Annotated in this window: 25 protein-coding genes and 1 tRNA gene; 14 read left to right on the top strand and 12 right to left on the bottom strand. The window is 52.2% G+C overall.

Annotated elements, in window-relative coordinates:
• Window positions 1–260 precede the first annotated feature (260 nt).
• A complete protein-coding gene (locus HK25_RS04355; RefSeq protein ID WP_086635511.1) occupies window positions 261–974 on the bottom strand; it encodes an IS6 family transposase in 714 nt (237 codons plus the stop codon).
• A gap of 111 nt (window positions 975–1,085) precedes the next feature.
• Here HK25_RS04355 and HK25_RS12775 point away from each other — a divergent pair, with 111 nt between their 5' ends.
• On the top strand, window positions 1,086–1,319 hold the full coding sequence (locus HK25_RS12775) for a hypothetical protein (protein ID WP_143295959.1): 234 nt from the start codon (window positions 1,086–1,088) through the stop codon (window positions 1,317–1,319).
• Between the two features lie 107 nt (window positions 1,320–1,426).
• On the opposite strand, the gene HK25_RS04360 is transcribed toward HK25_RS12775, so the two are convergent.
• The 4 genes from HK25_RS04360 to HK25_RS04375 form a co-directional block, all read right to left on the bottom strand.
• Window positions 1,427–1,517: transfer RNA gene (locus HK25_RS04360), tRNA-Ser, on the bottom strand.
• A 65-nt stretch (window positions 1,518–1,582) separates the two neighbouring features.
• On the bottom strand, window positions 1,583–2,245 hold the full coding sequence (locus HK25_RS04365) for a phosphoribosylanthranilate isomerase (RefSeq protein WP_086635436.1): 663 nt from the start codon (window positions 2,243–2,245) through the stop codon (window positions 1,583–1,585).
• Window positions 2,246–2,248: 3 nt separating this feature from the next.
• Complete coding sequence (gene pyrF, locus HK25_RS04370) at window positions 2,249–2,953, bottom strand: orotidine-5'-phosphate decarboxylase (protein WP_086635437.1); 705 nt, start codon at window positions 2,951–2,953, stop codon at window positions 2,249–2,251.
• On the bottom strand, window positions 2,950–3,282 hold the full coding sequence (locus tag HK25_RS04375) for a lipopolysaccharide assembly protein LapA domain-containing protein (RefSeq protein ID WP_086553701.1): 333 nt from the start codon (window positions 3,280–3,282) through the stop codon (window positions 2,950–2,952). Before HK25_RS04375 ends, pyrF begins: the two co-directional genes overlap by 4 nt.
• A gap of 260 nt (window positions 3,283–3,542) precedes the next feature.
• Between HK25_RS04375 and HK25_RS04380 the strand changes: the two genes are divergently transcribed.
• From HK25_RS04380 to HK25_RS04405, 6 genes are all read left to right on the top strand, one after another.
• Window positions 3,543–4,046 (top strand): protein-export chaperone SecB, encoded by a 504-nt coding sequence (locus HK25_RS04380; RefSeq protein WP_086553722.1) that lies wholly within the window; start codon window positions 3,543–3,545, stop codon window positions 4,044–4,046.
• A 64-nt stretch (window positions 4,047–4,110) separates the two neighbouring features.
• Complete coding sequence (locus tag HK25_RS04385) at window positions 4,111–4,776, top strand: glycosyl transferase (protein ID WP_086635438.1); 666 nt, start codon at window positions 4,111–4,113, stop codon at window positions 4,774–4,776.
• 98 nt (window positions 4,777–4,874) lie between these two features.
• Window positions 4,875–6,272 carry a dipeptidase gene (locus tag HK25_RS04390; protein WP_086635439.1) on the top strand — a complete coding sequence of 466 codons (1,398 nt, stop codon included), beginning with the start codon at window positions 4,875–4,877 and terminating at the stop codon, window positions 6,270–6,272.
• A gap of 19 nt (window positions 6,273–6,291) precedes the next feature.
• The gene (gene pdxA, locus HK25_RS04395; protein WP_086635440.1) at window positions 6,292–7,263 is read left to right on the top strand and encodes a 4-hydroxythreonine-4-phosphate dehydrogenase PdxA; all 972 of its coding nucleotides are present in this window, start codon (window positions 6,292–6,294) and stop codon (window positions 7,261–7,263) included.
• A complete protein-coding gene (locus tag HK25_RS04400) occupies window positions 7,260–7,994 on the top strand; it encodes a pyridoxine 5'-phosphate synthase (protein WP_086635441.1) in 735 nt (244 codons plus the stop codon). Before pdxA ends, HK25_RS04400 begins: the two co-directional genes overlap by 4 nt.
• 90 nt (window positions 7,995–8,084) lie before the next feature.
• On the top strand, window positions 8,085–9,242 hold the full coding sequence (locus HK25_RS04405; protein ID WP_086635442.1) for an MFS transporter: 1,158 nt from the start codon (window positions 8,085–8,087) through the stop codon (window positions 9,240–9,242).
• Between the two features lie 56 nt (window positions 9,243–9,298).
• On the opposite strand, the gene pyk is transcribed toward HK25_RS04405, so the two are convergent.
• The 4 genes from pyk to HK25_RS04425 all read right to left on the bottom strand — a co-directional run bounded on the left by pyk (window position 9,299) and on the right by HK25_RS04425 (window position 13,076).
• A complete protein-coding gene (gene pyk, locus HK25_RS04410; RefSeq protein WP_086553695.1) occupies window positions 9,299–10,735 on the bottom strand; it encodes a pyruvate kinase in 1,437 nt (478 codons plus the stop codon).
• Between the two features lie 29 nt (window positions 10,736–10,764).
• Complete coding sequence (locus HK25_RS04415) at window positions 10,765–11,736, bottom strand: SH3 domain-containing protein (RefSeq protein ID WP_233127684.1); 972 nt, start codon at window positions 11,734–11,736, stop codon at window positions 10,765–10,767.
• Between the two features lie 87 nt (window positions 11,737–11,823).
• The gene (locus tag HK25_RS04420; RefSeq protein WP_086635444.1) at window positions 11,824–12,303 is read right to left on the bottom strand and encodes a DsrE family protein; all 480 of its coding nucleotides are present in this window, start codon (window positions 12,301–12,303) and stop codon (window positions 11,824–11,826) included.
• Complete coding sequence (locus HK25_RS04425) at window positions 12,300–13,076, bottom strand: molybdopterin-synthase adenylyltransferase MoeB (protein ID WP_086635445.1); 777 nt, start codon at window positions 13,074–13,076, stop codon at window positions 12,300–12,302. The genes HK25_RS04420 and HK25_RS04425 overlap by 4 nt, the downstream gene beginning before the upstream one ends.
• 203 nt (window positions 13,077–13,279) lie before the next feature.
• On the opposite strand from HK25_RS04425, the gene HK25_RS04430 reads away from it, so the two are divergent.
• A complete protein-coding gene (locus HK25_RS04430) occupies window positions 13,280–13,897 on the top strand; it encodes a DUF2939 domain-containing protein (RefSeq protein ID WP_086635446.1) in 618 nt (205 codons plus the stop codon).
• 66 nt (window positions 13,898–13,963) lie between these two features.
• Here the strand turns inward: HK25_RS04430 and HK25_RS04435 are convergent, their stop codons facing one another.
• Complete coding sequence (locus HK25_RS04435; RefSeq protein ID WP_086553720.1) at window positions 13,964–14,194, bottom strand: DUF3126 family protein; 231 nt, start codon at window positions 14,192–14,194, stop codon at window positions 13,964–13,966.
• Window positions 14,195–14,541: 347 nt separating this feature from the next.
• Between HK25_RS04435 and HK25_RS04440 the strand changes: the two genes are divergently transcribed.
• From HK25_RS04440 to HK25_RS04450, 3 genes are all read left to right on the top strand, one after another.
• Window positions 14,542–15,081, top strand: a complete 540-nt coding sequence (locus HK25_RS04440) for a hypothetical protein (protein ID WP_143295960.1) — start codon at window positions 14,542–14,544, stop codon at window positions 15,079–15,081.
• A gap of 318 nt (window positions 15,082–15,399) precedes the next feature.
• Window positions 15,400–17,190: an alginate export family protein gene (locus HK25_RS04445; RefSeq protein WP_086635448.1), complete on the top strand. Its 1,791-nt coding sequence runs from the start codon at window positions 15,400–15,402 to the stop codon at window positions 17,188–17,190.
• A 115-nt stretch (window positions 17,191–17,305) separates the two neighbouring features.
• Window positions 17,306–19,288, top strand: a complete 1,983-nt coding sequence (locus HK25_RS04450) for an OPT family oligopeptide transporter (RefSeq protein WP_086635449.1) — start codon at window positions 17,306–17,308, stop codon at window positions 19,286–19,288.
• Here the strand turns inward: HK25_RS04450 and HK25_RS04455 are convergent.
• On the bottom strand, window positions 19,285–20,088 hold the full coding sequence (locus tag HK25_RS04455) for a universal stress protein (RefSeq protein WP_086635450.1): 804 nt from the start codon (window positions 20,086–20,088) through the stop codon (window positions 19,285–19,287). The two genes, HK25_RS04450 and HK25_RS04455, sit on opposite strands and share 4 nt — an antisense overlap.
• Window positions 20,089–20,338: 250 nt before the next feature.
• On the opposite strand from HK25_RS04455, the gene HK25_RS04460 reads away from it, so the two are divergent.
• Complete coding sequence (locus HK25_RS04460; protein WP_086635512.1) at window positions 20,339–21,130, top strand: alpha/beta fold hydrolase; 792 nt, start codon at window positions 20,339–20,341, stop codon at window positions 21,128–21,130.
• An 11-nt stretch (window positions 21,131–21,141) separates the two neighbouring features.
• Here the strand turns inward: HK25_RS04460 and HK25_RS04465 are convergent, their stop codons facing one another.
• Complete coding sequence (locus HK25_RS04465; protein ID WP_086635451.1) at window positions 21,142–22,803, bottom strand: NAD(P)/FAD-dependent oxidoreductase; 1,662 nt, start codon at window positions 22,801–22,803, stop codon at window positions 21,142–21,144.
• A 123-nt stretch (window positions 22,804–22,926) separates the two neighbouring features.
• Between HK25_RS04465 and HK25_RS04470 the strand changes: the two genes are divergently transcribed.
• Together HK25_RS04470 and HK25_RS04475 are read left to right on the top strand one after the other, a co-directional pair.
• Window positions 22,927–24,006 carry a cation diffusion facilitator family transporter gene (locus tag HK25_RS04470; protein WP_233127685.1) on the top strand — a complete coding sequence of 360 codons (1,080 nt, stop codon included), beginning with the start codon at window positions 22,927–22,929 and terminating at the stop codon, window positions 24,004–24,006.
• A 49-nt stretch (window positions 24,007–24,055) separates the two neighbouring features.
• Window positions 24,056–24,976, top strand: coding sequence for a cation diffusion facilitator family transporter (locus HK25_RS04475; protein WP_369822903.1), 921 nt, complete (start codon window positions 24,056–24,058; stop codon window positions 24,974–24,976).
• Window positions 24,977–25,089: the final 113 nt, after the last annotated feature.

Here is a 25,089-nt window from a genome sequence, read left to right on the forward strand (position 1 = left end):
ATTATTAACATTTTATTTTACTCAATAAGAAACTGTATTATTTTACAAAAAATAAAGTTGGAATAGAATTAATTTTTACATATTATTATAAATATTATCAGTAATACCTTCTTATTATCTTATATTACTTTGTATAAATTCATATTTATAATAATCTAACGTATTATGTTCATCTAAAAATTCTTTACGTGAAATACCTCTTTTTTCGGCTCTGTTGCAAACTTGGAAGCAAGCTGATGGGGGGCTGATTTTCGGGTTTTTTAGGATGTATAAATTCCGAACTGTCTTTCAATAAGGCGCACTTGTCCCATGATACCCTCCTGAAACTGGAAGAATTTAGCCTGTCCCTTTTTCAGTGCCCGCATGATTTCAAAACCTTTGATAGTTGCAGAGGCGGTCCTGAGAGTTTTGAAGCCACGAACCGGCCTGATCAGCTGCCTGAGTTTGCCGTGATCCGCCTCGATCACATTGTTCAGATATTTGACCTGACGGTGCTGCACCGTGTCAGGCAATTTACCATCCTTTTTGAGTTCGCCAATCGCTATGCCACAGGTCGGTGCTTTGTCCGTATTGATCGTCTCTGGCTTCTCCCACTCCTTCAGACCGTTTATGGCCTTGCCCAGAAAACGTCTGGCAGCTTTGGCGTTCCGGGGGGAGAGGTAGAAATCAATCGTATCACCGTCCTTGTCGACGGTCCGATACAGATAAGTCCACCGCCCTTTCACCTTGACATAGGTCTCATCAACACACCAGTTGCGAGAAAAGCCGGGACGCTTCCAGTACCAGCGTAAACGCTTTTCCATCCCGGGCGCATAACGCTGAACCCAACGGTAAATCGTAGAATGATCAACGCCCACACCCCGCTCGGCCAACATAGTTTCAGGGTCGCGATAGCTGATCCCATAGCGGCAATACCAGCGCACTGCCCAAAGGATCACTTCACCACGAAAATGACGACCCTTGAAATCATTCATGACAACCGCTCCACGCCAAAACCAAAGTAATTTCAGGCCAAGGAAACCAACTTTGCAACAGAGCCCTGGCTGGAAAGTCTGGGGTGGGAATGGAGCGACCGGCACCATCGCATGATGGCCCCTTACCCGCATGATAAAGCAGACCCGCCGCCGCGCTTCTTCGTTAGTGGTGGTCCTGCAAAGTCAGATAACAGACTAACAGGAGACGGCCCCTGCTCAGTCTGTGGGTGTCAGGAATGGTATAAGCGGGCAGATGATTATGACCCGCCAGAGGGATGGGTATGCATGGTCTGCCATCCCACGCCCTCCGGTGTGTTAGTCACACCAAAGCACAAAGGGGATTAAGAGGACGCAAGCCGCCCTAGCGATCGTTTTAAGAGGGGGTAAAAGAGGGGTAACGATTTTGGGAAAGTCGTTATCTCTTTGTTTTTATTGGATATTTTATAAGAGTATGGCGGAGAGAGAGGGATTCGAACCCTCGGTACGCTATTAACGTACACACGCTTTCCAAGCGTGCGCCTTAAGCCGCTCGGCCATCTCTCCGGCGCGCACCGGTAATAGCAAGCCTGACGAAACTGGCAAGAGAAATTTTCACTTCTCAGGGCATTTCAGACAGAAAAAGCATCATAGCGGGCATTTCTGATAAAAGCCTTAATCGCTTCAGGACTTTTTTGCCCAGGGGAGACCTCAACACCGGAGGACACATCAACCGCAGGTGCGCCCGTCTGCCCAATAGCCTGAGCCACGTTATGCGGTGTCAGACCACCTGCCAGCATCCATTCAAAATCAGGGGTCCAGCCAGTCAGAACAGACCAGTCAAGCGTAACAGCATTACCACCAGGACGATCAGACTGAGCAGGTGGCTTAGGTTCGATCAAAAGCCGGTCAGCAGACAACATCTCTGCCTCCGGCAGGTCGCTCCGCCGGGTAACGGCATATGAAAGCCAGACAGGCAACCCAAAACACTGCTGTATCTCACTCACCCGTGCAGGACTGGCATAAACCTGCAGAACATCAAGCGAAACATAGTCCAGTACACGGGCTATGTCATCATTCTCAGGGTGCACAAACAACCCTACCCGCTCAGGCCCGCCGGCATGACGTAATGATAAGGCCTGTGCCCGCTGCGGGGCCACATTGCGCGGTGAACGATCAAAAAAAACAAAACCAACCCAGTCAGCCTGATGCTCAACACAGGCATCAAAACCAGCCTCTTCTGTCAGGCCACAAATTTTAACACCTCTGCGCGTCAGGCTGCCGGGCTGTATCATGGGTTAACCTGCCAGCTCTGCCGCAATCGCACGGGCTGCTTCGGCCGGGTCAGCAGCCTGGGTAACAGGGCGCCCCACAACAATCCAGTCGGCGCCGGCATCACGTGCCTGCGCAGGCGTCATAATACGCTTCTGATCGCCGGCCTGACTACCTGCCGGGCGAATACCAGGTGTAACCAGCAAAGGTGCATCCCCCAGCGCGTCACGCAACGGACTGAGTTCATGAGCCGAACACACCAGACCATCCATTCCTGAAGAAACGGCGAGCTTACCAAGACGCAGCACCTGGTTGCGTGGGGTATCATTCACACCTGTTTCTGCAAGGGCCGGATCATCAAGGCTGGTAAGCACTGTCACGGCCAGCAGAGCTGGTCTCTCCCCTTCAGGAAAGGCCTCATCACAGGCTTTGCGTGCGGCTTCCATCATGGCGCGGCCGCCAGAGGCATGCAGTGTCAGCAAACGCGGGCGCAAATGCGATAATGCCCGCACTGCTGAACCCACAGTATTAGGAATATCATGCAGTTTCAGGTCGAGAAAAAGCGGTACGCCACCCGCAACCTCTGCCATCGCGTCAAGCCCGGCTGAATAAGCAAACTCAAGCCCCAGCTTCACAGCTCCGGCAGCAGGCCCCACGGCACCTGCCCAGGCGCGTGCCTGAGCAACATCCTGCGTATCAAGAGCAACGATAAGACCGGTATGACGTTTCATGTTCTGACAGACTCTTCTGTTAAAGAATCAGGTGTATGGGCGGCAGGTGCGACATCAGAAATACTCGCGGCCTGCACCTTAAGAAGCTGAGCCTCAAGCTCTTTCACACGTTGTTCAGCTTTGCGCGCGCGCCGCCTTTGCCCAAGCTCAGACACCCAGAAGCAAAAAGCGCCGATAAGAAACGCTATCGCTGACACTACGAGCGCGAACACACCAAGCGAGCACCGCCAGGTATAGATCATCAGCCACATATTCTGAGGGTCCTGATTACTGGCACAAAATACCAGCAAAACAAGCAGGAAAGGGATAACTACAAACAACCTGATCATGTTTTTTCTTGTAACCTTACACCTGAAAAAAGGACAAGGGAGCCCTCTTCATACAGGGCCACCGGCAAGAAAGATATGATCTTTCTTTTATGTCTTTACCCTTTCTGCAAAAGATCGGACATCTTTTCTGACAATGCTTTACCGATGCAGACTCGAAAAGGCGTTATGTTGCTGCTATACAGTATTTTCAGAATTCTGGTCTCGTTTCAGCAACAAAAAACAAGACGGCCATACATAAGGAACAGGGAGTTTTTATAATTATGTCCCGCCATAAAAGAAAGTCCGGGTCCTCCCATAAAGGTTATACTGAGCCACAGAGGAAACCACAAATACTGACAGGCCTTCAGTATAATAAATCCGTCACATTTCAGGTTATGAATGCACCTGCTATTTATAACATCGCTAAAGAGCGGCCCCACATGGCCATCATTGTTGATGTACGGGCCAGCCAGCTGACGAAAGACCAGCCAGATTTTGAGGTTGAGCTTATTTTGCAGTGCCGCGGGCAAAGCAGCAACCCGCCTGCAGGCGAAGAACCCACTACATTTTTCGAGACCTCTCTCACCTATGCAGGCATTTTCACGCTTGTGAACTCCACCCCCGAAAGTCTGGAACCTCAACTCCTGGTTGATGCTCCGCATATACTCTTTCCGGGAGCACGGCATGTTCTTTCCACTCTCAGCCGCGAGGCCGGCTTTCTGCCTGTCATCATACAAAAGATCGACTTTGCAAAACTATGGCAGGAACGAAAGGTGACCGTCTGAGTTCCACATCTTTATAGAAACACAAGCTATTCTACCCTCTCTCTGAAAAACAGAAAGTCAGTCTATGACCACAGCTCCTGACGCAGCACTCTGGCATAAATTTGATGCAGCCTGGTACCGCGATGAATACAAAGAGGTGCTCGGGGCAGACCTGCTCCGGTCTTCCGATGATAATCTTCAAAGCTGGTACCACAAAGAAGGGGCTTTTTCAGGTCATTCACCCAACCCTTATTTTCATGAAGAATGGTACCGCCAGAATAGTTCAGACGCCCAGCAGGCCCTGAGCAGCGGCGCCCTGCGTTCAGGCTTCGAGCATTATTGTGCGCATGGCTACCGGACTGAATCGCCTCATTATCTCTTCTCCGAGCGCTATTACCGTGCACAAAACCCTCATCTTTCTGATGAGGCCCTGACTGCCGGCGGCTATGCCAACGGATATGACCATTATCTGCGCGCAGGCGACAAAGAGCACCTCTCAGGCCATATTTTTTTCAACCCGGCTGTTTACTATAAAAACTGCGGCTTATCCCCTGACACACAGCCACTGTCACCCTTCAGACATTTTCTGCTCAGCAATCGCAATCTGCCTGATCAGATTATGATTTCTGAACATTTTGATCCTGTGTGGTATAGCCTGATCAACCCCTCGGCCCGAACGATGGTCTCCTTTGGTTTCATGCCCAATTTGCTGTATCTCTTTCTCAACCAGTTTTCGCCTGAGGCTTTTTAGGCCTTAGTCCACTTTTCACACCACAGGTCACAGGCTGGTATTCATCAGCCCGGCCACTGACCCTATTATTTTTTGAGACAACAGGACGACCAACACTCATGACACTCAATGCTGCATTGCTCCAGGCCGACAAAGACCTTGATGTCAGCCTGAACCGTCTTTTTGAGCTGCTGCGTATACCCAGCATTTCAACACGACCTGAAAATGCACCTGATTGCCGAAAAGCTGCTGAATGGCTTACCGCAACCCTGACAGACACAGGGTTTGAGGCCAGTGTACGCAACACGCCTGGCCACCCGATGGTTGTTGCTCACATCAAAGGCCCGGCAGATGCTCCTCATGTGCTGTTTTATGGCCACTATGATGTACAACCTGTTGACCCGCTAAACCTGTGGCATTCTGACCCTTTTGAGCCAGCTATCGTCACGACACCTTCTGGCGAAAAAGAAATAACGGCACGTGGAGCCGCTGACGATAAGGGCCAGCTTATGACCTTTATCGAGGCCTGCCGAGCACTTAAAACCACATGCGGCACTCTGCCTCTTAATGTCAGCATTCTTCTTGAAGGTGAGGAAGAATCCGGCGGAGAAAACCTGCTGCCGTTCCTTCAGGCTAACAAAGATGAACTAAAAGCTGATGTTGCCCTGATTTGCGACACCAACATGCTCAGCGGTGGCAAGCCGGCGATCACCACCATGCTGCGTGGTATGACCGGCGAAGAGGTTACACTGACAGCCGCTAAGCGTGACCTGCACTCCGGCATGTATGGCAATGCCGCCCGCAACCCCATTCAGGTACTGTGTGACATCCTCTCTGACATGCGTGACGGCGCAACCGGACGCGTCACCCTGCCTGATTTTTACGAGGGCGTGCCTGTTATCCCTGAAGAAACACGGGCACAATGGCGTGAAATTGCCTCTGAAACAGGTGATAGTCTTAGCCCTGTTGGTCTGAGCATTCCCGCTGGTGAAGCTGGTTACTCAGCTCTTGAGCAGACATGGAGCCGACCCAGCTTTGAAATTAACGGCATCAGCGGCGGCTATGAAGGAGAAGGTTTTAAAACCGTTCTGCCCTCAAAAGCTTCTGCAAAAGTCTCTTTCCGTCTGGTTGGCGATCAGGATCCTGAGAAAATCCGCGCGGCATTTCGTGCTCATGTGCTGGCCCGCCTGCCCGCTGACTGCACAGCAGAATTTATAAGTCATGGCGGATCACAGGCCAGCATGGTCGCTCCTGACATGCCATTTCTTCCCCCTGCCCTCGCCGCCCTCGAAGCCGAATGGCAGAAACCTGCAGCCATTACAGGATGTGGCGGATCTATTCCCGTTGTCACTGAAATTCAGCAGGCTCTGGGTATGACCTCCCTGCTAATCGGGTTTGGTCTTGATGACGACCGTATTCACTCACCCAATGAGAAATATAACCTGAGCAGTTTCCATAAAGGCATCCGTTCATGGATCCGCGTTCTTTATGCCCTGACAGGCCAGGCCCCCGCCTGACATAACGGAGAAGCATATTATGCTGGTTCTGACACAGGGTGACCCTGCTGGTATCGCCCCCGAAATAACAATCGGGGCCTGGCAGGCTTTGCGCAATCAGGGGCCGGCATTTGTGTTTCTCGGTGCGCCAGAACTACTGGCAGGACGTGTACCGGTACAAATTATTGAAAAACCATCTCAGGCCCAGGCTGTTTTCGCACACGCTGTACCGGTTATCCCCCTGAAACTTAACACCCCTGCGGTGCAGGGCCAGCCTGACAGCCGTAATGCTGAAAGCATCATCACCAGTATCAGCGAGGCTGTCAGGCTCGTGCAGACTGATGCCGCGACAGCACTGATTACAAACCCTATCAGTAAAGATGTACTCAAACAGGCAGGCTTTGCTCATCCTGGCCATACCTCTTACCTGGCTGAGCTGTGTCATACCCCGGGTGAAGATGTCATGATGCTTGCTGGCCCGTCCTTACGGGTTGTACCCGTCACAGTGCATGTATCGCTCAAAACAGCTATTTCCCAGCTTTCCCCGGAGCTGATTATCAAAACAGCCCGTACCACCGCATATGACCTGCGTCATAAATTTGGCATTACCTCACCCCGCATTGCTGTGGCTGGCCTTAACCCTCATGCCGGTGAAAACGGACTGATGGGCACAGAAGAACGCGATATTATTCTGCCAGCTATCAAAACGCTTCAAAATGAAGGGCTGGCGGTGGCAGGACCTTTCCCGCCAGATACACTTTTCACACCTCAGGCACGCAAAAACTACGACGTCGCCCTGTGCATGTATCATGATCAGGGGCTTATCCCGCTCAAAACCCTTGATATGGCCGAAGGTGTGAATGTTACGCTCGGCCTGCCCATCATCCGCACCTCGCCCGATCATGGCACAGCTTTTGATATTGCAGGCCAAGGCATTGCTGACCCGTCAAGCCTGCTGGCGGCCATTCGCCTGGCCAGCACACTGGTTCATAACAGAAAGACATATTCATGACTTCTGCCCTTCGCCCCGCTGTGCGCCTTGGTGTTAATATCGACCATGTTGCCACTGTACGTAATGCACGTGGCGGAGCGCACCCCGACCCGGTCGCTGCCGCCCTGCTGGCTCAGCACGCCGGGGCTGATGGTATTACTGCTCATTTACGCGAAGACCGTCGTCACATTCGCGATGCAGACCTGACCCGCCTGCGTGATGCCCTGAAAATTCCACTCAATATGGAAATGGCCGCGACGACTGAAATGGTACAGATTGCCAGCACGCTCAAACCTCATGCCTGCTGCATCGTACCTGAACGCCGTGAGGAGTTAACGACTGAAGGCGGTCTGAATGTTGCGGGGCATCTGAGCACCCTGACACCTCAGGTGCAGAGACTTATCGATAAGGGTATTCGTGTCTCTCTCTTCATTGACCCGGACATGGCACAGATTGAAGCAGCCCATAAAACAGGAGCCCAGGTCATCGAGCTCCATACAGGCGCATATGCTGAGGGCCACCAGGGTGAACTGACACGCTTAAAAAACGCAGCAACGGCAGCGCATACTCTCGGCCTTGAAGTGCATGCAGGACACGGTCTGACATGGGAAAATGTCGGCCCGATTGCGGCTCTGCCAGAAATCAGAGAACTCAACATCGGTCATTTTCTCATCGGACAGGCTATTTTTGATGGACTACCAGCCGTTATCGCAGAAATGAAACGCCGCATTGCTCTGGCTGCCAGTGCCTGAACAATATCTTTTAACGATTACCCGATAAGGAAAAACCGGCACTGATCTGCTCAGACTAAAGCTCAGGCAGAGCAAAGGCCTTACCAGATCATGTCTGACACCACACTTCCCTCCGCCCGGCTGGCAACCATCACATCAGGCTGCCTGATGATGGTTGCTGTCATTTTTGGTCTGACATACGGGCTGAGCGGGCCACTTTTCATGCTGGAGCTCACAGAACGCGGGTATAGCACACAAACTGTTGCTATTAACGCCATGATGCATGCTCTTGGTGTGTTGCTTATCGCTCCTTTCCTGCCTCGCATTGCTGTGCAGTTTGGCCCGCGCCGCCCTGTCATGCTTGCATTATGTTTCCTGGCATGCGTCTTACTGGCATTTCCGTTCATCACCTCTGCGTCTCTCTGGTTCCCGCTGCGCACTGGCATGGGCATGGCAACGGAAACCCTGCTCATTCTTTCAGAAAGCTGGCTAAATCAAATGACACCGGACACTGTGCGTACCCGTACTATGGGTCTGTACAGTGCTATGATGTCAGCTGGTTTTGCCCTCGGGCCACTGCTGCTGGGCTTAACAGATCGCCATAGCTTCACACCCTTTCTTATAACCTCGGGCCTGCTGCTACTGACATTTGGTCTGATCGCCATGCCATGGGTTCAGACACCTCAGAAACATGAATCAACACAGCATACCGCTCTGTGGCGTTATATTGCCCTTGCTCCGATAGCTATAAGTGCAACATTGCTGCTCGCTATGCTCGAGGCATCAGGCTCTTCTTTTCTGTCCCTCTATGCCATGCAAAATGGCTGGCCTGAAAAACAGGCTACTCTTTTACTGTCTGCCATGCTGCTTGGGGCAATATGCTTTCAGCTCCCGCTTGGCTGGCTTGGTGACCGCATCAGCCGCCGCCATCTGCTTATTGCACTTGGCACACTCTCCTGCCTGGGTGCACTGCTCTGGCCTGTCGGCATTGCACATCAGCCCTGGGCCTATGTGATTTTGTTTATATGGGATGGGCTGTTCGCTGGCCTCTACACCATTGTTATGACTGTTGTAGGCAGCCGATACCAGGGGAAAGACCTTGTCGCAATTTATGCTGTGAGTTCAGTCGCCTGGGGTGCCGGCACCTTTATTGGCCCTGAAGCGGCGAGTACTGCCATGGGCCTGACATCAAACGGGCTGCCGCTCTTTGTCTCGATAGCCTGCGGGCTTTTTACATTACTGCCTGTATTTCTTAAAAAAAGTGCCTGACAAACCGGAAAAACAGCCTGTCAGGCACCCAAAAACTCTCAGTAACGCTTTATCAGTCAGGGAATTTTAGCAACACGCAGCAGGTTAGTTGACCCGGCAACACCAAAGGGCAACCCTGCTGCAATAACAATAGAGCCACCTGAGCTGCCAACGCCTGCCTTCGCGACGACATCCTGCGCAACGTCCACCATACTTTCAACACTGGTGACAGATTTACCCTGCCCGCCAAGGAAAGCTCTGACACCCCAGACAAGTGCCATACGACGCGCAGCCTCATGTGTTGGTGTTATGCCCAGAACAGGGCACAGAGGACGTTCACGTGCAATACGGAACGCTGTCGCACCACGATGCGTATACGCTACAATGGCAGAGGCTTTCAGCGTGTCAGCAACCTGCTGTGCTGCACCGGCGATAGCATCAGCAACAAAATCTTCCGGTGCCAGACGCGCAACAGACATAGATGCCTGCCACTCAGGATCCTGCTCAATGCGCCAGATGATACGGTTCATGATCCGCACAGCTTCACGCGGATACTGACCGGCAGCAGATTCAGCTGACAACATCACCGCATCAGCACCATCAAACACAGCCGTAGCCACGTCAGAGGCCTCAGCACGGGTTGGCGTAGGTGCCGAAATCATACTTTCAAGCATCTGTGTTGCAACAACAACCGGCTTACCCAGTTTACGGGCGAGACGGATAATACGCTTTTGTGCAAGTGGGACGTTCTCAGGTGGCAGCTCAACACCAAGGTCACCACGGGCCACCATCACGGCATCTGTCAGCTCAAGAATAGCTTCGAGATTTTCCATAGCCTGAGGTTTTTCGAGCTTAACCAGAAGGTTTGCACGGTCACCAACCAGAGCACGGGCCTCGCTGACATCCTCAGGGCGCTGCACAAATGACAGCGCAACATAATCAACACCAAGGCTGAGTGCGAACTCGAGATCACGGCGGTCTTTAACGGTCAGAGCCGGGATAGGCAGTGCCACATCAGGAACATTCACCCCTTTGTGGTTAGAGAGAACGCCGCCAATTTCAATACGGGTTTCGAGCCAGTCCGGTCCGATTTTTTCAACAACGACGGCTAGTTTACCATCATCCATCAGCAGACGACTGCCAGGACGGGCCACCCGGATAATTTCAGGATGAGGCAGCTGTACGCGGGTTTCATCACCCGGCTCATCGTGAAGATCAAAACGGAAAGGAGCACCGCTTTGCAGCGTGACCTTACCATCTTTAAATTTACCAACACGCAGCTTTGGACCCTGCATGTCTGCCAGAATGCCGATTGGTTCACCCAGTTCAGCCTCAACACGTCTGACTATAGCGTGTCGCGCTGCATGATCTTCGTGTGAACCGTGCGAGAAATTAAAACGGAACACATCGGCTCCGGCAACAGCCAGATCACGAATGGTCTCATAATCAGAGGATGCCGGGCCCAAGGTTGCTACAATCTTGGTCCGACAATGAAGGGCGTGTTGTATCGACATTTCTTGTCCTTATTTTGCCGTACTCTGCCTCAGGAAGGAGTAATGACTTCTCCTGCATCAATCCCCCACATATCGCGGCGCAGTACCCAGCCACTATATGGTCTGACGGAGACTTTGCACCAGTCACTTCCTGCGGCACATTCTTTTACTGATCCGACCGTACCTGGCCTGAGAACCGCAACAACAGCTGACGACTCTTCAGGACTCTTCTTCAGGAAGACAGCCTGCTTGATTTTTTTAGCCTCTGCAAGGTCTGTCACACTTCCTGTTACGCGACTGTCCATATGGCCTGAAACCGGAATTTTATTGCCATTTTTATCAACTTTATCGGGTATGGGGCTTTCATCCCCAGGCGGCTCACCTGGCACAACAAAAGACCGGCTGCCGGAAACAACAGCCTGCTGCACCCAGCCTTTCTGGCCACTTTCATCTTCGACCAGACGCCATACATCGAACTCACGCTCAATACGCAGTGGCATGCTACGGCGATGATAAACCCACAGAATAGGAAAACGCCGCCCGGGGCCTGCACGCATATTCACCTCGTCAGCACGCAGGGACGCATAGCGTGGCAATGGCAGGCCGGTAACTGTGCCTTTAGGGGCTTCAGGCGTCTGAGGCACGTCAGGCACAGGCGGAGCAGCAGCAGAGGGGCTCTCCGCCTTCTGCACCGCAGCAGCGGCACCAGCAGCAGCAACTGCGCCCGCACCAGCAGCAGCAACGGCATGCTTCCTGTGAACAGCAGAATGATGCACAACAGGTGCAGAGTGCGCTTTATGCGCATCATGGTGAGCTGCTGTTTTCTGATGTTTCTTCGCCGGCGGAACGGCTTTTTTATCGGATGAGTGTTTCTTCGGGTTCCTGTGATGCACAGCATGAGAAGGGTGCGACGAAGTACTTTGCGCTGCGGCAAAGACATCAGAAGCAGCGACAACACACCCCAGAGTCCCCAGGGCAGCGTACAAACGCAAATGGCGAGACAACAGAATTTCAGACATCATAGCAGCATCCCTGCCAAGAGAGAGCAAAGACGACAAGAGTCTTCATGAAAATTTGTATTTTTATAACACTGCACCACGCCATTTTACCTAGAAAACTGCCAGCCTGGCACCCTGAGAGAGTTCAAGAAAACCAGGCAGCCCCATAACCGTAACCGCATCACACAACTGATCTTCAGAAATTTTCATACTCCTGATCCCGGAGTCGCAAACATGAAAAGAAGCCTCATCAAATTCAAACAGCGCCTCACGCAGGGTTTCAATACCGGCAACTCCGGCTTCAAGCCGTCCTGCCTCACGCTCACTCTCTTCAAGCCCTGACCAGTCTTTACAAAACGCGCGAGTGCCACTGCCCATGCCAAACAATATGACGCGCTGCCCAAGTGCGCAGGCCGTAACAGCCAGCATCAGAGCAGCATGAATCCTCTCATAGCGGGCCTCGACAAGCATAAGGGCAATAGCCGGAGAATGCTGCATTCTCCCGTTTCTATCTTCACCAGTCATATTCTGCCCCACACCGGAGGAAGAAAATGTCTGAACACCCATGTGAGAAGATGCCGCTTTTTTCATTCTGATATCTCCTGTTTACCACCACATACCGGACAGGACGGATCCTGATTCAGAGTAATCGTCGTAAAACGTGTACTCAGGGCGTCCCACATCAGCAACCGGCCTGACAGACTCTCCCCAAGACCCAGAATTTCTTTGAGCGCTTCAGTCGCCTGCAGGGTGCCCATCACACCAGTCACAGCACCAAACACACCTGCCTCGCTACAGCTTAACCCGGCGGCGTCACCATCAGTCTCCGGATAAAGACAATGATAACAGGGCCCGCCCTGCCAGGGACGATAGGTCGAAAGCTGCCCGCCAAAGCGCTGCACTGCCGCTGACACCAGTGGACGACGTGCCCGCACACAGGCAGCGTTTACCAGGTAACGGGTGGAGAAATTATCAGACCCGTCGCAAACCAGATCATAACGCCCGATAATCTCATCACAGGTCTGTTCTGATAAACGTACATTCCAGGCATCTACGGTAATGTCAGGATTCAGCGCCAGCAGCCGCGCCTTTGCTGAGACAACCTTCTGTTCGCCCACAGCTGCCGTGTTATGCACAACCTGCCTTTGCAGGTTTGACAGCTCAACGACATCATCATCAACCAGACCAATGCGACCTACCCCTGCGGCAGCAAGGTATAATGCAACAGGTGAGCCAAGTCCCCCTGCCCCCACGACCAGAACAGAAGCCTTCCTGAGCGCGAGCTGACCTGTTCCCCCAACCTCAGGCAGCAGAATATGACGGGAATAACGCTGAATTTCTTCCTCAGTAAACTCAGTATCCATCATAATGTTAACCTTTCATTGCCACGCCTGAGAATAACTTTGCACCTGCCACAGAACACCCTGGCAGGCGATTAAGAAAATATTGCTACACCCTTAAAAAAATACCTTACAGAATCGAAATTGTATGCAGCTTATCTTTGCATATGACCTGCATGTCTGTTATGAATAGCTATGCAATTTTCATATAGGGGGAATGCGTTATTATGACCCACTACACCTCTGTCGGACAAAGTGCCCGGCTCGCAGCCCGGCCAGGACGCCACATGGCTCGCATGGTGTGTGCCGGGGCATCAATAGCCGCATTTGGCCTCTATCTGGCCTCCCCTTTTCTGACGTTATGGTCAATCGGATCCTCGCTGAAGACACATGACATGGTCTCTCTCGGGCAGATGATTAACTGGGGAGAACTCGATACCTCTATCAAACAGCAGGCGATGGCGGGTATGCATCTGCTGCCCGCAGCGGCAGATGATCTGCCTGAATTTGGCTCTTCGTTCGCAACGGAGGTCGTTTCAAATGCTGTTGATATTAACGTCTCACAGCAAAATCTTGGCACGCTGGTTGACGAGGTTCTGCCCGCTTCTGCGCAGGAGCATGCTACTCACAATCTTTCTTTTGCCAGCCTGATCAGCCAGGCTACGTTCCATTTTGAACGCCCTGATCTTTTCGTTGCCCTTGTTCATCTCCCGGGGCACGAAAATGAAACACCGCTGGAAATTGATATGCGCATCCAGCACTGGCAGTGGAAGGTGACCAGTATCAACTTTCCCGCGCCACGGCCACGCACGATGACTGCATCAGCTGCACCGGGCAACGCCTGAGCGCTTAGTGCCTGCCTGAAGACTGGTTATTTTACTGTTTAACCAGCCTTCAGACAGATGCTTTAATCAGCTGGCAGCCGGAAGATCTTCTTCAAGCAGAATCAGATTAACTGCATAAGAAATTTCCCCCTCTTCATCATCACGATGAATAGTGCCTATAACCTCGCCGTGAACAGCCAGCTCAACTGACATACCAGCACGTGGCGGCGGGTTAACTGTCAGACCGGGTGACCCCAGAAGACGGCGCAATGCGACCTGCAGGCGGGTAATTTCGGAAGGAGAAGGACTGTTACTCATGATCATGATCCTCAGAAAAAAGTTACGGGCCAGAGCCAGTCTGCTCACCAGAGCATAATGTGACGTTCAGGCCTGATACCGCAACATAACCCACACGATCAACAGCTCTCCCGCTCCCTCCTCTTTTAACCGTTGCCTTTAAGACACGCCTTTTTCTGCCGCAACCTTACCTTTCTCGTGCCTTTCTGAAGCCATTTTGTAACGGCTTCATAGGCAGCAATAACAAACACTAACAGAAGGACTACGCTGCTTTACATGCTGTTAACCACCTGATCATTCCGCAGATGATGACCTTAACACTCTCAAAAACAAAATTTAAAAAATATACTTCGGAAAAGAGGCGCAGAATGAAACCGGGCCGCACGCTTGCTCTGACACTCCTTATTGGCTGTACCCTTGGGCTTATCGTTTTAACAAGCCGGGAAAAGCCCGCTGATATACCAGCGCCAGCGAAGACGGTAACCTCATCAGAACATCTTATGAATATGATCAAAGAGAGTGGTGTAAGGCAGACAGCCAGAGACCTTGATAAAGCACATGACTGGTCGCAGGTCAGAAAGGTTATCACCACCGGGCAGGATAATACCCGCGAAGTTGTTGCCGCATTGCTACCCCTGGCAGACCCGGCAACAAACCGCTCACTGTTGCAGACAGCCCGCTACAACCTGCCCAGGCACCCCGTACAGATTCTGAGTGCATCAGAATACACCGATGCCACACCAGGCGGCGCGTTCAGGTTAGAAGGGCTGTGCAATGCAGCCGGCATGTCTCACGCATGGCAAAACCGGACCCGCGAAGCGTTAAGCAACCTGCATGACGTAAGGCTGGCCTCTCGTGTTAACGACTGTCTTAATGCGCTCAGACAAAGCAACCATAACAGCTTCTGAAAACAAAAAATTCTTAACACACGTAAATGAGATATGACATCAATACATATCTCATATACGTTGAACGCAGAAAAAAAATAATAAGCATAGCCGGATACAATACCTAACTATGCTACCAGGAAGAGTTTGAAATTATGTTCACTGACCAGCACATGCGAACAGTCCGTTTTCTTGCCCGAAGACACTATCAGGTCACCACACAGTAATATACAACCGGCCTTCTACACACTAAAGAATTGTGTAATTATGTGTCGTTACTACCTGAAATAAGAAAATTTTTATTTCCTACCCTCGTGACATATTTCATCCGGGCATATTATGGAAAAAAAACACCTTTCTCTGCTTAAAGCAGGTTTCGGGCCCTGTTTACTGCCCTGTTCCTTCATACTGCTGACAACAGTGATAAGCGCTTCCGCTCACGCAAAAGACGCAACCACACCACTGATAAACCCACACTCCCCTGCGTCAACGCTCGTACGCCATCACACTCACGGTCAGATTGCCACAATCAGCAGTGTAACCGCACCACATAATCAAAGCCGATCTCCTGCACAGAAGCCTGCAAAAGAAAGTAGCTTCTGGGATGCTGAAATGCTGCCTCCCCTCAGCAGCCGTTCAGAGGCTTATGGCTACCCGCAAATGCTCGAGCTGAACGCGGTCCCTCCCAGCCTGCTGCACCAGGGGCCATGGGGCGTATTCAATACCAACTCAGGAGCGGCGGCAGGCTGGGGCACTGTGGCTTACTACTCGAATGTACGATGGGCTGAAGACTGGTCTCGTCTGCGCAATGACAAAAACCGGAATAAATCGCTCGAGGCTCTGAAATTCATTCCTTTTAATAAGGATGAAACTGTTTACATGACCCTCAGCGCTAATTTTGAAAATCGTAATTTTTATGACCAGAAAGCCGGTCTGGGTACAGTACGAAAATCCCCGGCATATCGTAATACACTGCGCTGGAGCGCAGGTGCAGACTTACATCTTGGGAAGCACGTACGCCTGTATGGAGAACTTCTTAGTGGGCAGGCCGGGGGCGTTAACTACTACGGATATGCAGGCGGACGCTGGCGCAGTAAAATTGACGCACAACAGGCTTTTATCGAAGTTAAAGGGCATATGCTCGGTGCAACTATGGGCGCCATGGCCGGGCGCATGGTCTTTCTTGATGCACCTGCCTACATCACGGCAGGGTCAGTCTACCCGACCGTACCCTATTCATGGAACGGTTTACGCGGGTATGCTTTCTGGAAAAATTTCAGGGTCGATATTTTTGATCTTATGCTTACAGATACCAGTAACCCTGTTGCATTTCGCAATAAAGTCGGATGGAAAACACGATTATTTGGTGCCTATACATCTTACGCCTTACCAAAATTCCAGTTGATGGGGCAAAAAAGCCAGATTTTTATTGATGCTTTCTACATGGGCTATCTGCTGGCTAACAGCTCCATACCAGGGGCAACCAGCAACATTGCGGGTTCAACCCACCGCGATACACCTGGTGTAAAAATATGGGGCAACGCTGGTCACGTTGAATTTTCAACTGGTGCTATGTGGCAGGGCGGTAATTTTCAGGCAGCAAACAATGGACCAAAACGCTCAGTTTCAGCCTATTTTCTGAATGCGACAGTCGCCTGGCGTTTTAGCAAATGGTGGAGCAGACCAGCAATTGGTATACAGGCAGATGATATCTCAGGCGGCAACATGCACAAAAATGCCACCAGCAAATGGGGGGGCTTTCTCAGCCCGTTTGTTCCCACTGCCTTTTATCTTGACCAGAGCGTTGCATTCGGCCTGTCAAACGTCATTGACGTAGGGCCGGTTATCACCCTGGCGCCCACACAGAACACAAGCCTGCTTCTGAAAGTGCCGGTTGTATGGAGACATACTACAAATGATGCTGTGTATAACAACGCCAGCACTGCCTATAATTTTCGCCCTCACGGTGGCTACAGCGCTACCCTGCCGCAAGCTAACTTTACGTGGCGGGCTACCAGAAACCTGACCTACAGCATTGGCGCTGAGTATGTTTTTGCTTCAAAAGCACTGGTACAGTCGGGGGCGTCTTCAGGAGCGTTTGTTCTGGGCACTGCTGACGTAACATTCTGATCATGCCGGGCCAGGATTACCTTTCATTACGACTTCATTTCATTTTCAGGCAGACAGACAGGTGATATCTCTTTAGTAAAGCTCATCCGCCTGCCTGTATAACGAGATCAGAGAAATGTCGTCACCTGCCAGAACCACCAGAGAACTCACACTGCGCGCGCTTATTCTTGGCGCACTTATTACTGTTGTTTTTACAGCATCAAATATTTATCTGGGTTTGCGTATTGGCCTGACCTTTGCCTCTTCTATTCCGGCAGCTGTTATTTCAATGGCTGTTCTGCGTGCTCTGGGGCGCAGCTCTGTTCTTGAAAATAACATTGTTCAAAGTCAGGCCTCAGCTGCCGGCACGCTATCGTGCGTTTTTGCCACCTTTCCCGGTCTCATCATGACAGGAATATGGAGCCATTTCCCATTCTGGCAGACCGCAGGCATCTCTCTCGCAGGGGGTATCGCAGGGGTTTTATTCACTGTTCCGCTCCGTCGCGCACTGGTGGCAGACAGCGCTTTGCCTTACCCTGAAGGCGTAGCAGCAGCAGAAATTTTGCGTGCCGGCAATTCAGGCGAAAACAAAAAAGGACTTAATGCGCTGATCAAAGGCAGCACAGCCGCTGCCCTGTTTACATTAGGCAGCAATGGCCTGCGCCTGTTGTCAGACAGTGTATCAGTTACAGCCAGCGCAGGCGCTGCCGTGTTTCAGATAACAGGCGGCCTCTCTCTGGCACTACTGGGTGCTGGCTACCTGGTCGGGCTAACCGGTGGACTGGCCATGCTTTTCGGCTGTGTTCTGGCATGGGGCGGTGGCGTGCCATGGCTTACAGCCCATACACCTAACCCTGAACATCTTGTCCCCTCTGCATTTGCACAGTCTGTCTGGTTGCATAAAGTGCGTTTTGTCGGCGCCGGCGCTATCGCTATGGCCTCTGTCTGGACACTGGTTGAGCTGGCAAAGCCAGTAGCCCGCGGGCTGCAAAGTATTGTGCGTACACGCCATCAGACCTCTACCGGCCCGGAGGGAGATAAAGACCTCTCTTTCCGCAGCCTGCTTGCTCTGCTCGGACTGACAACAGTAATGCTGGGCAGCCTGTTTACTTTTTTTCTTACCCCGTCATCTGACCCGATCTGGCCAGTCGTCATTGCATCTGTTTTATTCTGCATTATCTTCGGTTTTATCATGGCGGCTACATGCGGCTATATGGCAGGAATTGTCGGCTCATCTTCCTCACCAATATCAGGCATTATTATTATCGCAGCGATGCTCTCTGCCCTGATGCTGCTGGCCCTGGAAGCCTTCCGGCTTATGCCTGCCCATATGATGCTCGACCAGCAAAAGCTTGCAACAGGCTTCACCATTCTCATTCTGTCTGCCATTACCGCAACGGCAGCCATTTCAAACGATAACCTGCAAGATCTTAAAACAGGTCAGCTTGTTGGTGCCTCCCCCTGGAAACAGCAAATTGCCCTGATTGCCGGCTGCGTCGTTGGTGCGGCAGTTATCCCCCCGGTGCTGAATATTCTCTACCAGGCATATGGTTTTGCGGGTTATATGCCCCGCCCCGGGATGGACCCCTCACACGCGCTCTCTGCCCCGCAGCCGGCATTAATTACACTTATTACAAAAGGCATTTTTACGCATTCGCTTGACTGGTCCATGCTGTCACTGGGCATGGGGCTTGGCTGTATTCTGATTATTATTGACCTGCTGTTACGCAAACGTGCCCTGGCACTGCCCCCGCTGGGGGTTGCGATCGGCATTTATCTGCCTCCCTCTGTCAGCGTTACCCTGGCAGCCGGTGCAGTGCTGGGCTGGGCCATTAAACGTCACCTGCACACAAAAAATATACAGGATGACAGCACAACACTGCCTCAGAGCCTGCCTGAACACGACGCAGGGACCGGCACCATGCTGGCCTCGGGCTTTATTGTGGGTGAGAGCCTGACCGGCGTTGTGCTGGCTTTTATCTCATGCACGCTTGGCAAAGATGACGCCCTCTCACTGGCCGCATGGGTACCGGCTCCCGTGGCCTCAGCAATGGGATTACTGGTATTTTGCCTGCTGGCGTTATGGTTTTACCGAACGATCGTAAAAGACGCGCGTTAATGCTGTAAAAAAACAGGCAGAACTGAGTTGTGCAGCACATAGCCCGTCGTGCTGCTCACCAGCCGGTTATGCAAAGCAGCATGTTTATACCCCCCCATAACAATCAGGTCAGCCTGCCAGCGGCGGGCTTCGCCTAAAATCGTTGCTCCTGCTGCTGTGGGTGAGCTTAACCGAACGACACGTACATCCGTCACATTAACCTCTGGCATGATGTCATAAGGCCAGGGGTCCTCTCCATTCACCAGAACATGCACAGCAGCACCGGCAAGTAACGGGCGCGAAGCTTCAAAGGCCCGGCGGGCACAGTCAGACTGCTTCCATGACAACATAATATTATCGCAGCAGCTCCCTCTCCAGCCATCTGGCACAAGCAAAAGTGGTCTGCCTGTTTCAAAAACAGCACTTCTGAGAATCTGCTTCTGATGTTCTGTATCTCTCTCCTGGGGCAGGTTGAGTATCAGAAGGTCAGCATCTCTTCCAAAAACCGGAATAATCACATCAGCCTTAGCCTCAGGTGCCAGCCAGTTAATTTCAGGAAAAATACCATCTGTAACAGCCTGATACAGGTTCTGACGCCACAAATTCACTCTGGCACGCCAGGCCTCAGCCCAGTCTGCCTGGTCCTCTCTGAGTAAAACAGTGCTGCTTTCTGTAAGCAGGCTTAATCCGTCCCCTGGTGGTTCACGCAGTGCCATGAAATCAATACAATCAGGCTGCAGACGTGCGGCTATCCCACTAACGAAATTCAGCATTTCTTCTGCATTTTCAGGCCGGCCCACAATAACCAGACAGCGCCTCATCTTCTTTACTCCATCAAGATGGTAAGGCGCATAGATTTTTTATTTGCCGTCAGACGCCTCTGAGACTGCATTAGAAACAATTCTCTCAAAGACACCAAGAAAAAACTAACAATCAAAGTGTGCTCGCTATGAGGTGATGAGAAAAATTTTATTCAGCTCTCGCCACAAACGCATCTATGGGCCACATTTCGCCTGCTTTACGAGCAGGCCCGACCTGCTCAGTCCTGAAACTGAAAAGGCCCGACCTATCGTGCTTCTCAATGTCATCGAGCGTAACCCCGATACGCTGCCCGCCTCTGACACACCACTTCCGACTATTGTGCTCATACATGGTCTGTTCGGGCAGGCACGTAATCTTGGTTTTGCGCAGCGTCACCTGGCTGTAACCCACCGCACTCTGGCTATTGATCTGCGCAATCATGGCAAAAGTCCCCATGGCCCCATGACCTACCAGATCATGGCAGAGGATGTGCGCGAAACGATACGACATTTCACGACTGAACCTGTTATCCTGCTCGGCCACTCTATGGGGGGCAAAACCGCCATGACCCTGGCGTTAACACACCCCGAGATGGTTCATAGCCTGATTGTTGGTGATATTGCCCCGGGCGCCGGCGGCTTTGCAAACATGGATCTCTCATCCGGGCTGGAACATGTTAATTTTCCTGCCAGGCTCGACCGCAAAGAAGCAGATGCTCTGCTGCGTCCGCTTATTCCCAATGATTCTGTACGCCAGCTTATGATGCAAAACCTCACGCTGGGTGAAACACCAGGCTGGTCCATCGGTCTGCATGATATATTTCAGAGCCTTCCCGCAGTTATGGGCTGGCCTGACTTCCCTCCTGACACACACTATGAAGGGCCGGCCTTATTCATCAAAGGGGAGCTGTCACCTTATATTCAACCGCATAACTTCCCTATGATGCGTCAGCTTTTCCCGCACTATACGCTGGAGACAATCGAAAAGGCCGGACACTGGATTCACGCCGATGCCCCGGCCCGCTTTATCGAGCTGGTTGATGCCTTTATAAAAGCTCATTAACCGGGTTGTTCTTATCGCAGGGCGGCACCTTCAGCGCGGCGCCCTGTGATAGCCAGTGCTACAGCCTCAGCAATACGGATACCATCAATCCCGGCGGAGAGAATACCACCGGCATACCCGGCCCCCTCACCTGCGGGGAACAGACCCGGCGTGTTGAGAGACTGACAATCCTCCCCGCGCGGAATACGCAAAGGAGACGACGTGCGGGTTTCGACACCGGTCATCACCGCATCCTCCATCGCAAAACCTTTGAGCTTACGATCGAACAGCGGCAGAGCTTCACGCAGGGCCTCGACGGCAAAAGCCGGCAAACATTTTGACAGATCCGTCGGTGTTACACCCGGTTTGTAGGAGGGCACGACAGTTCCCAGGCTGACAGAAGGCCGACCAGCCAGAAAGTCACCCACTCTCTGAGCCGGGGCTTTATAATCTCCGCCACCAGCCAGAAAAGCCTGCCGCTCCCAGTGACGCTGAAAAGCAATGCCAGCCAGCGGGTCATCAGGATAATCCTCCCCAGGGCGTAAATCGACAACCATGCCAGAATTCGCATTACGCTCAGCACGGCTGTACTGGCTCATGCCATTTGTAACCACATGCCCCTCCTCAGAGGCCGCGGCGACAACTGTTCCCCCTGGGCACATACAGAAAGAATAAACACCACGACCATTGCTGGCATGGTGCACCAGCCGATATTCTGCCGCACCCAGCAGCTCATGCCCGGCACTGCTGCCAAACCTGGCAGTATCAATAACCGACTGCGGATGCTCAATGCGTACCCCCATGGAGAACGACTTGGCCTTCATCTCCACACCACTTTCTGCCAGCATAGCAAAAGTATCACGTGCACTGTGCCCGACAGCCAGCACGACATGATCGGACTCAATAGTTTCACCACTGGCCAGCGTCACGCCACGGATCGCTCTGGTAGCCGGATCAAGAGCGAGCGCATCAACACGGCAGCCAAAACGATACTCCCCTCCGGCTGCCTCTATTTCTGCGCGAATATGCTCAACCATTGACACCAGACGAAAGGTACCAATGTGCGGATGAGCAAGATATAAAATCTCTTCAGGCGCGCCGGCCTTCACAAATTCACGCAAAACCTGACGGCCGAGAAAACGCGGGTCACGCACCTGACTATATAATTTACCGTCAGAAAAAGTGCCTGCACCTCCCTCACCAAACTGCACATTGCTTTCAGGCGTCAGCACTGAACGACGCCACAGGGCGAAGGTATCAACCGTACGTTCGCGCACAATTTTACCGCGCTCAAGCAATAATGGCCGCAAGCCCATACGGGCCAGCATCAGCGCGGCCATAAAACCACAGGGCCCGGCACCAATCACTATCGGGCGGCGATAACCTGGTTTTGAGGCACAGACCTCACCGTCACTTACCGGCGGGGTCCAGCTCATATCCGGGCTGACTGCGACATGCGTGTCACGCGGGTAGGCTGCTTTATAGCGAGCCAGTACACCGGCTTCATCCTTCACGGTGCAGTCAATGGTGTACACCAGCCGCACAGCGTGACGCCTGCGGGCATCATGCCCGCGTCGAAACACACTGAACTCCTCCAGTTCTTCCGAAGAAACTGAAAGTTTCTGACAGATAGCTTCCTCCAGTTCTTCCGGTGAGTGATCAAGCGGAAGCTGCAATTCTGTCAGTCGAAGCATGGCGCGGCCCTTATCAGATGTGGTAAACAAAAAACACCGGCATAACACCGGCTTCCCGTGGCTGATGGCTTACAGATGCAATCAGCGATCGAAAAGCCACTCTGCCAAGGAGAGAAACATTTTATGGTCAAAGTGCCCTCTTCGCATCAGCATACAGATGCCGTTGACAGCCATGAAGCTGATACCCACGCACACTGCACGCACAGCCACAATGATCATGAACACAATCATGATCACCACCACGGCGAGCATCACGACCATGATCATGACCATAGTCACGGCTGGTTCAGCGCACACTCACATGCGCCGGCATCATTTGGCATGGCGTTTGCCATCGGTATCCTGGTTAATACCATTTATACCGGAGCAGAGGTAGTCTGGGGCCTGCTTTCACACTCGCTGGCGCTGCTGTCTGATGCCGGTCATAATTTATCAGACATTCTGGCACTGGGAGCCGCCTGGCTGGCAGACACACTCTCTAAGCGTTCTCCTGATACACAATTTACCTATGGCCTACGCCGCTCATCTGTACTGGCTGCTCTGAGCAATGCAGTCGTGCTGCTGCTTGTTACCGGCGGTGTCGCATGGGAAGCTATTCTTCGCCTTTCTGACCCCACACCTGTAGCTGGCAAAACCGTGATGATTGTCGCCGCCCTTGGTATTCTTATCAACGGGGGCTCAGCCCTGCTTTTTGCAGCAGGGCAAAAACATGACCTCAATATCCGCGCAGCTTTTCTGCACCTGATGTCAGATGCCGTCATTTCTCTGGCTGTGGTGGTTGCCGGCTGGTTTATGCTGCTGACCGGCAAAGCCTGGATTGACCCTGTTGTCAGCATTATCATTTCAGCCCTTATCGCCCTGACCACGTGGAAGCTGTTACGTGATGCCATGCGCATGGCTATGGATGCCGTACCGGCCTCGGTTGATTACACCGCAGTAAAAGAGTTTCTGCTCTCCTCCCCCGGTGTTGAGGACCTGCATGACCTGCACATCTGGCCACTCAGCACCACCGAAACAGCCCTGACAGTACACCTGGTGCGCTCCTCCGTTACATCTGATAAACCGGCTGAAACGTCAGACAATATGCTCACAGGTATTCATGAAACACTGCTCAGCCGTTTTCGTATCGCACATGCGACGATACAAATAGAAAGTGCCGGGTACGTTCCGTCATGCCGTCTGACAGACCCTGATTCAGTCTGAGACCTGGACTGTCTCTTCCATCTCCCTCTCTGAAAGAAAGCTGTTACCCTTGGGTCTCTCTCTGCCTGAAAGCAACAAAAGCATTGCCATATACAGCCTTCTGGTCAGCCTTGTCGCCCTGAGTCTGAAATATGCTGCATGGGCTGTCAGTGGCAGTATCGCACTGTATTCTGATGCGATTGAAACCATCATCAACGTTGTTTCTGCCGTGGGAGGGCTGTGGGCTCTGAGCATTGCTGCCCGCCCGGCAGACCACAACCACACTTATGGCCATTATAAAGCAGAATATCTCTCAGCCGTTGCTGAAGGTACGCTGGTTCTGCTCACAGCCTTCATCATTGCACGGGAAGCGTGGCTGGGCTGGCAGCACCCGCACCCGCCGACTGCCCCTTATGAAGGGATTGCGCTCAATGGTGCGGCAACACTGGTAAACCTTATATGGGGCATGGTGATGCTGCGTGCGGGCAGAAAGCGCCGCTCACCTGCTCTGATTGCCGGTGGGCAGCATGTTCTCTCTGATGTCTGGACAGGTGCAGGTCTGATTGCGGGTATCACACTTATTCCCCTCACGGGCTGGGAGCGGCTCGATTCCATTCTCGCCGGCCTGATTGCCCTTAACGTACTGCGTGTGGGCTGGGGTGTTATGCGCGACTCTATCGCCGGCCTGATGGATCAGGCTCCTGCCCCTGAAACTATTGAGCAGATCTGCGATATTATTGCCTTAAAAGGCAAAGGGGCGATTGAGGCACATGACATCCGCACACGCGTCATCGGAGCCATGACGTTTCTTGACTTTCACCTGATTGTACCGGGCAATATGACCGTGACAGAAGCCCATGATATCTGCGACCTCATTGAGCAGGAACTCAGCAGGCAGATGGGCAACACCCTGGTACATATTCACGTCGAACCTGACAACATGGCCAAGCATGAAGGTATTGTTTTCTGGCCACGTCCGGCAACAAATTAAACTATTATCGGCTGCCAGGGTGCACTTTCCCTTATAATCAGGCCGGTAAGGCACAGAGATATCTTTCTTTATAAAGGGAACGTGCTAAGAGCACCCGCATCTTTTACTAAGCC

Origin of the sequence: Acetobacter sp. DsW_059 (genome assembly GCF_002153695.1) — a bacterium.
In the GTDB taxonomy this organism is placed as follows: Bacteria; Pseudomonadota; Alphaproteobacteria; order Acetobacterales; family Acetobacteraceae; genus Acetobacter; species Acetobacter thailandicus.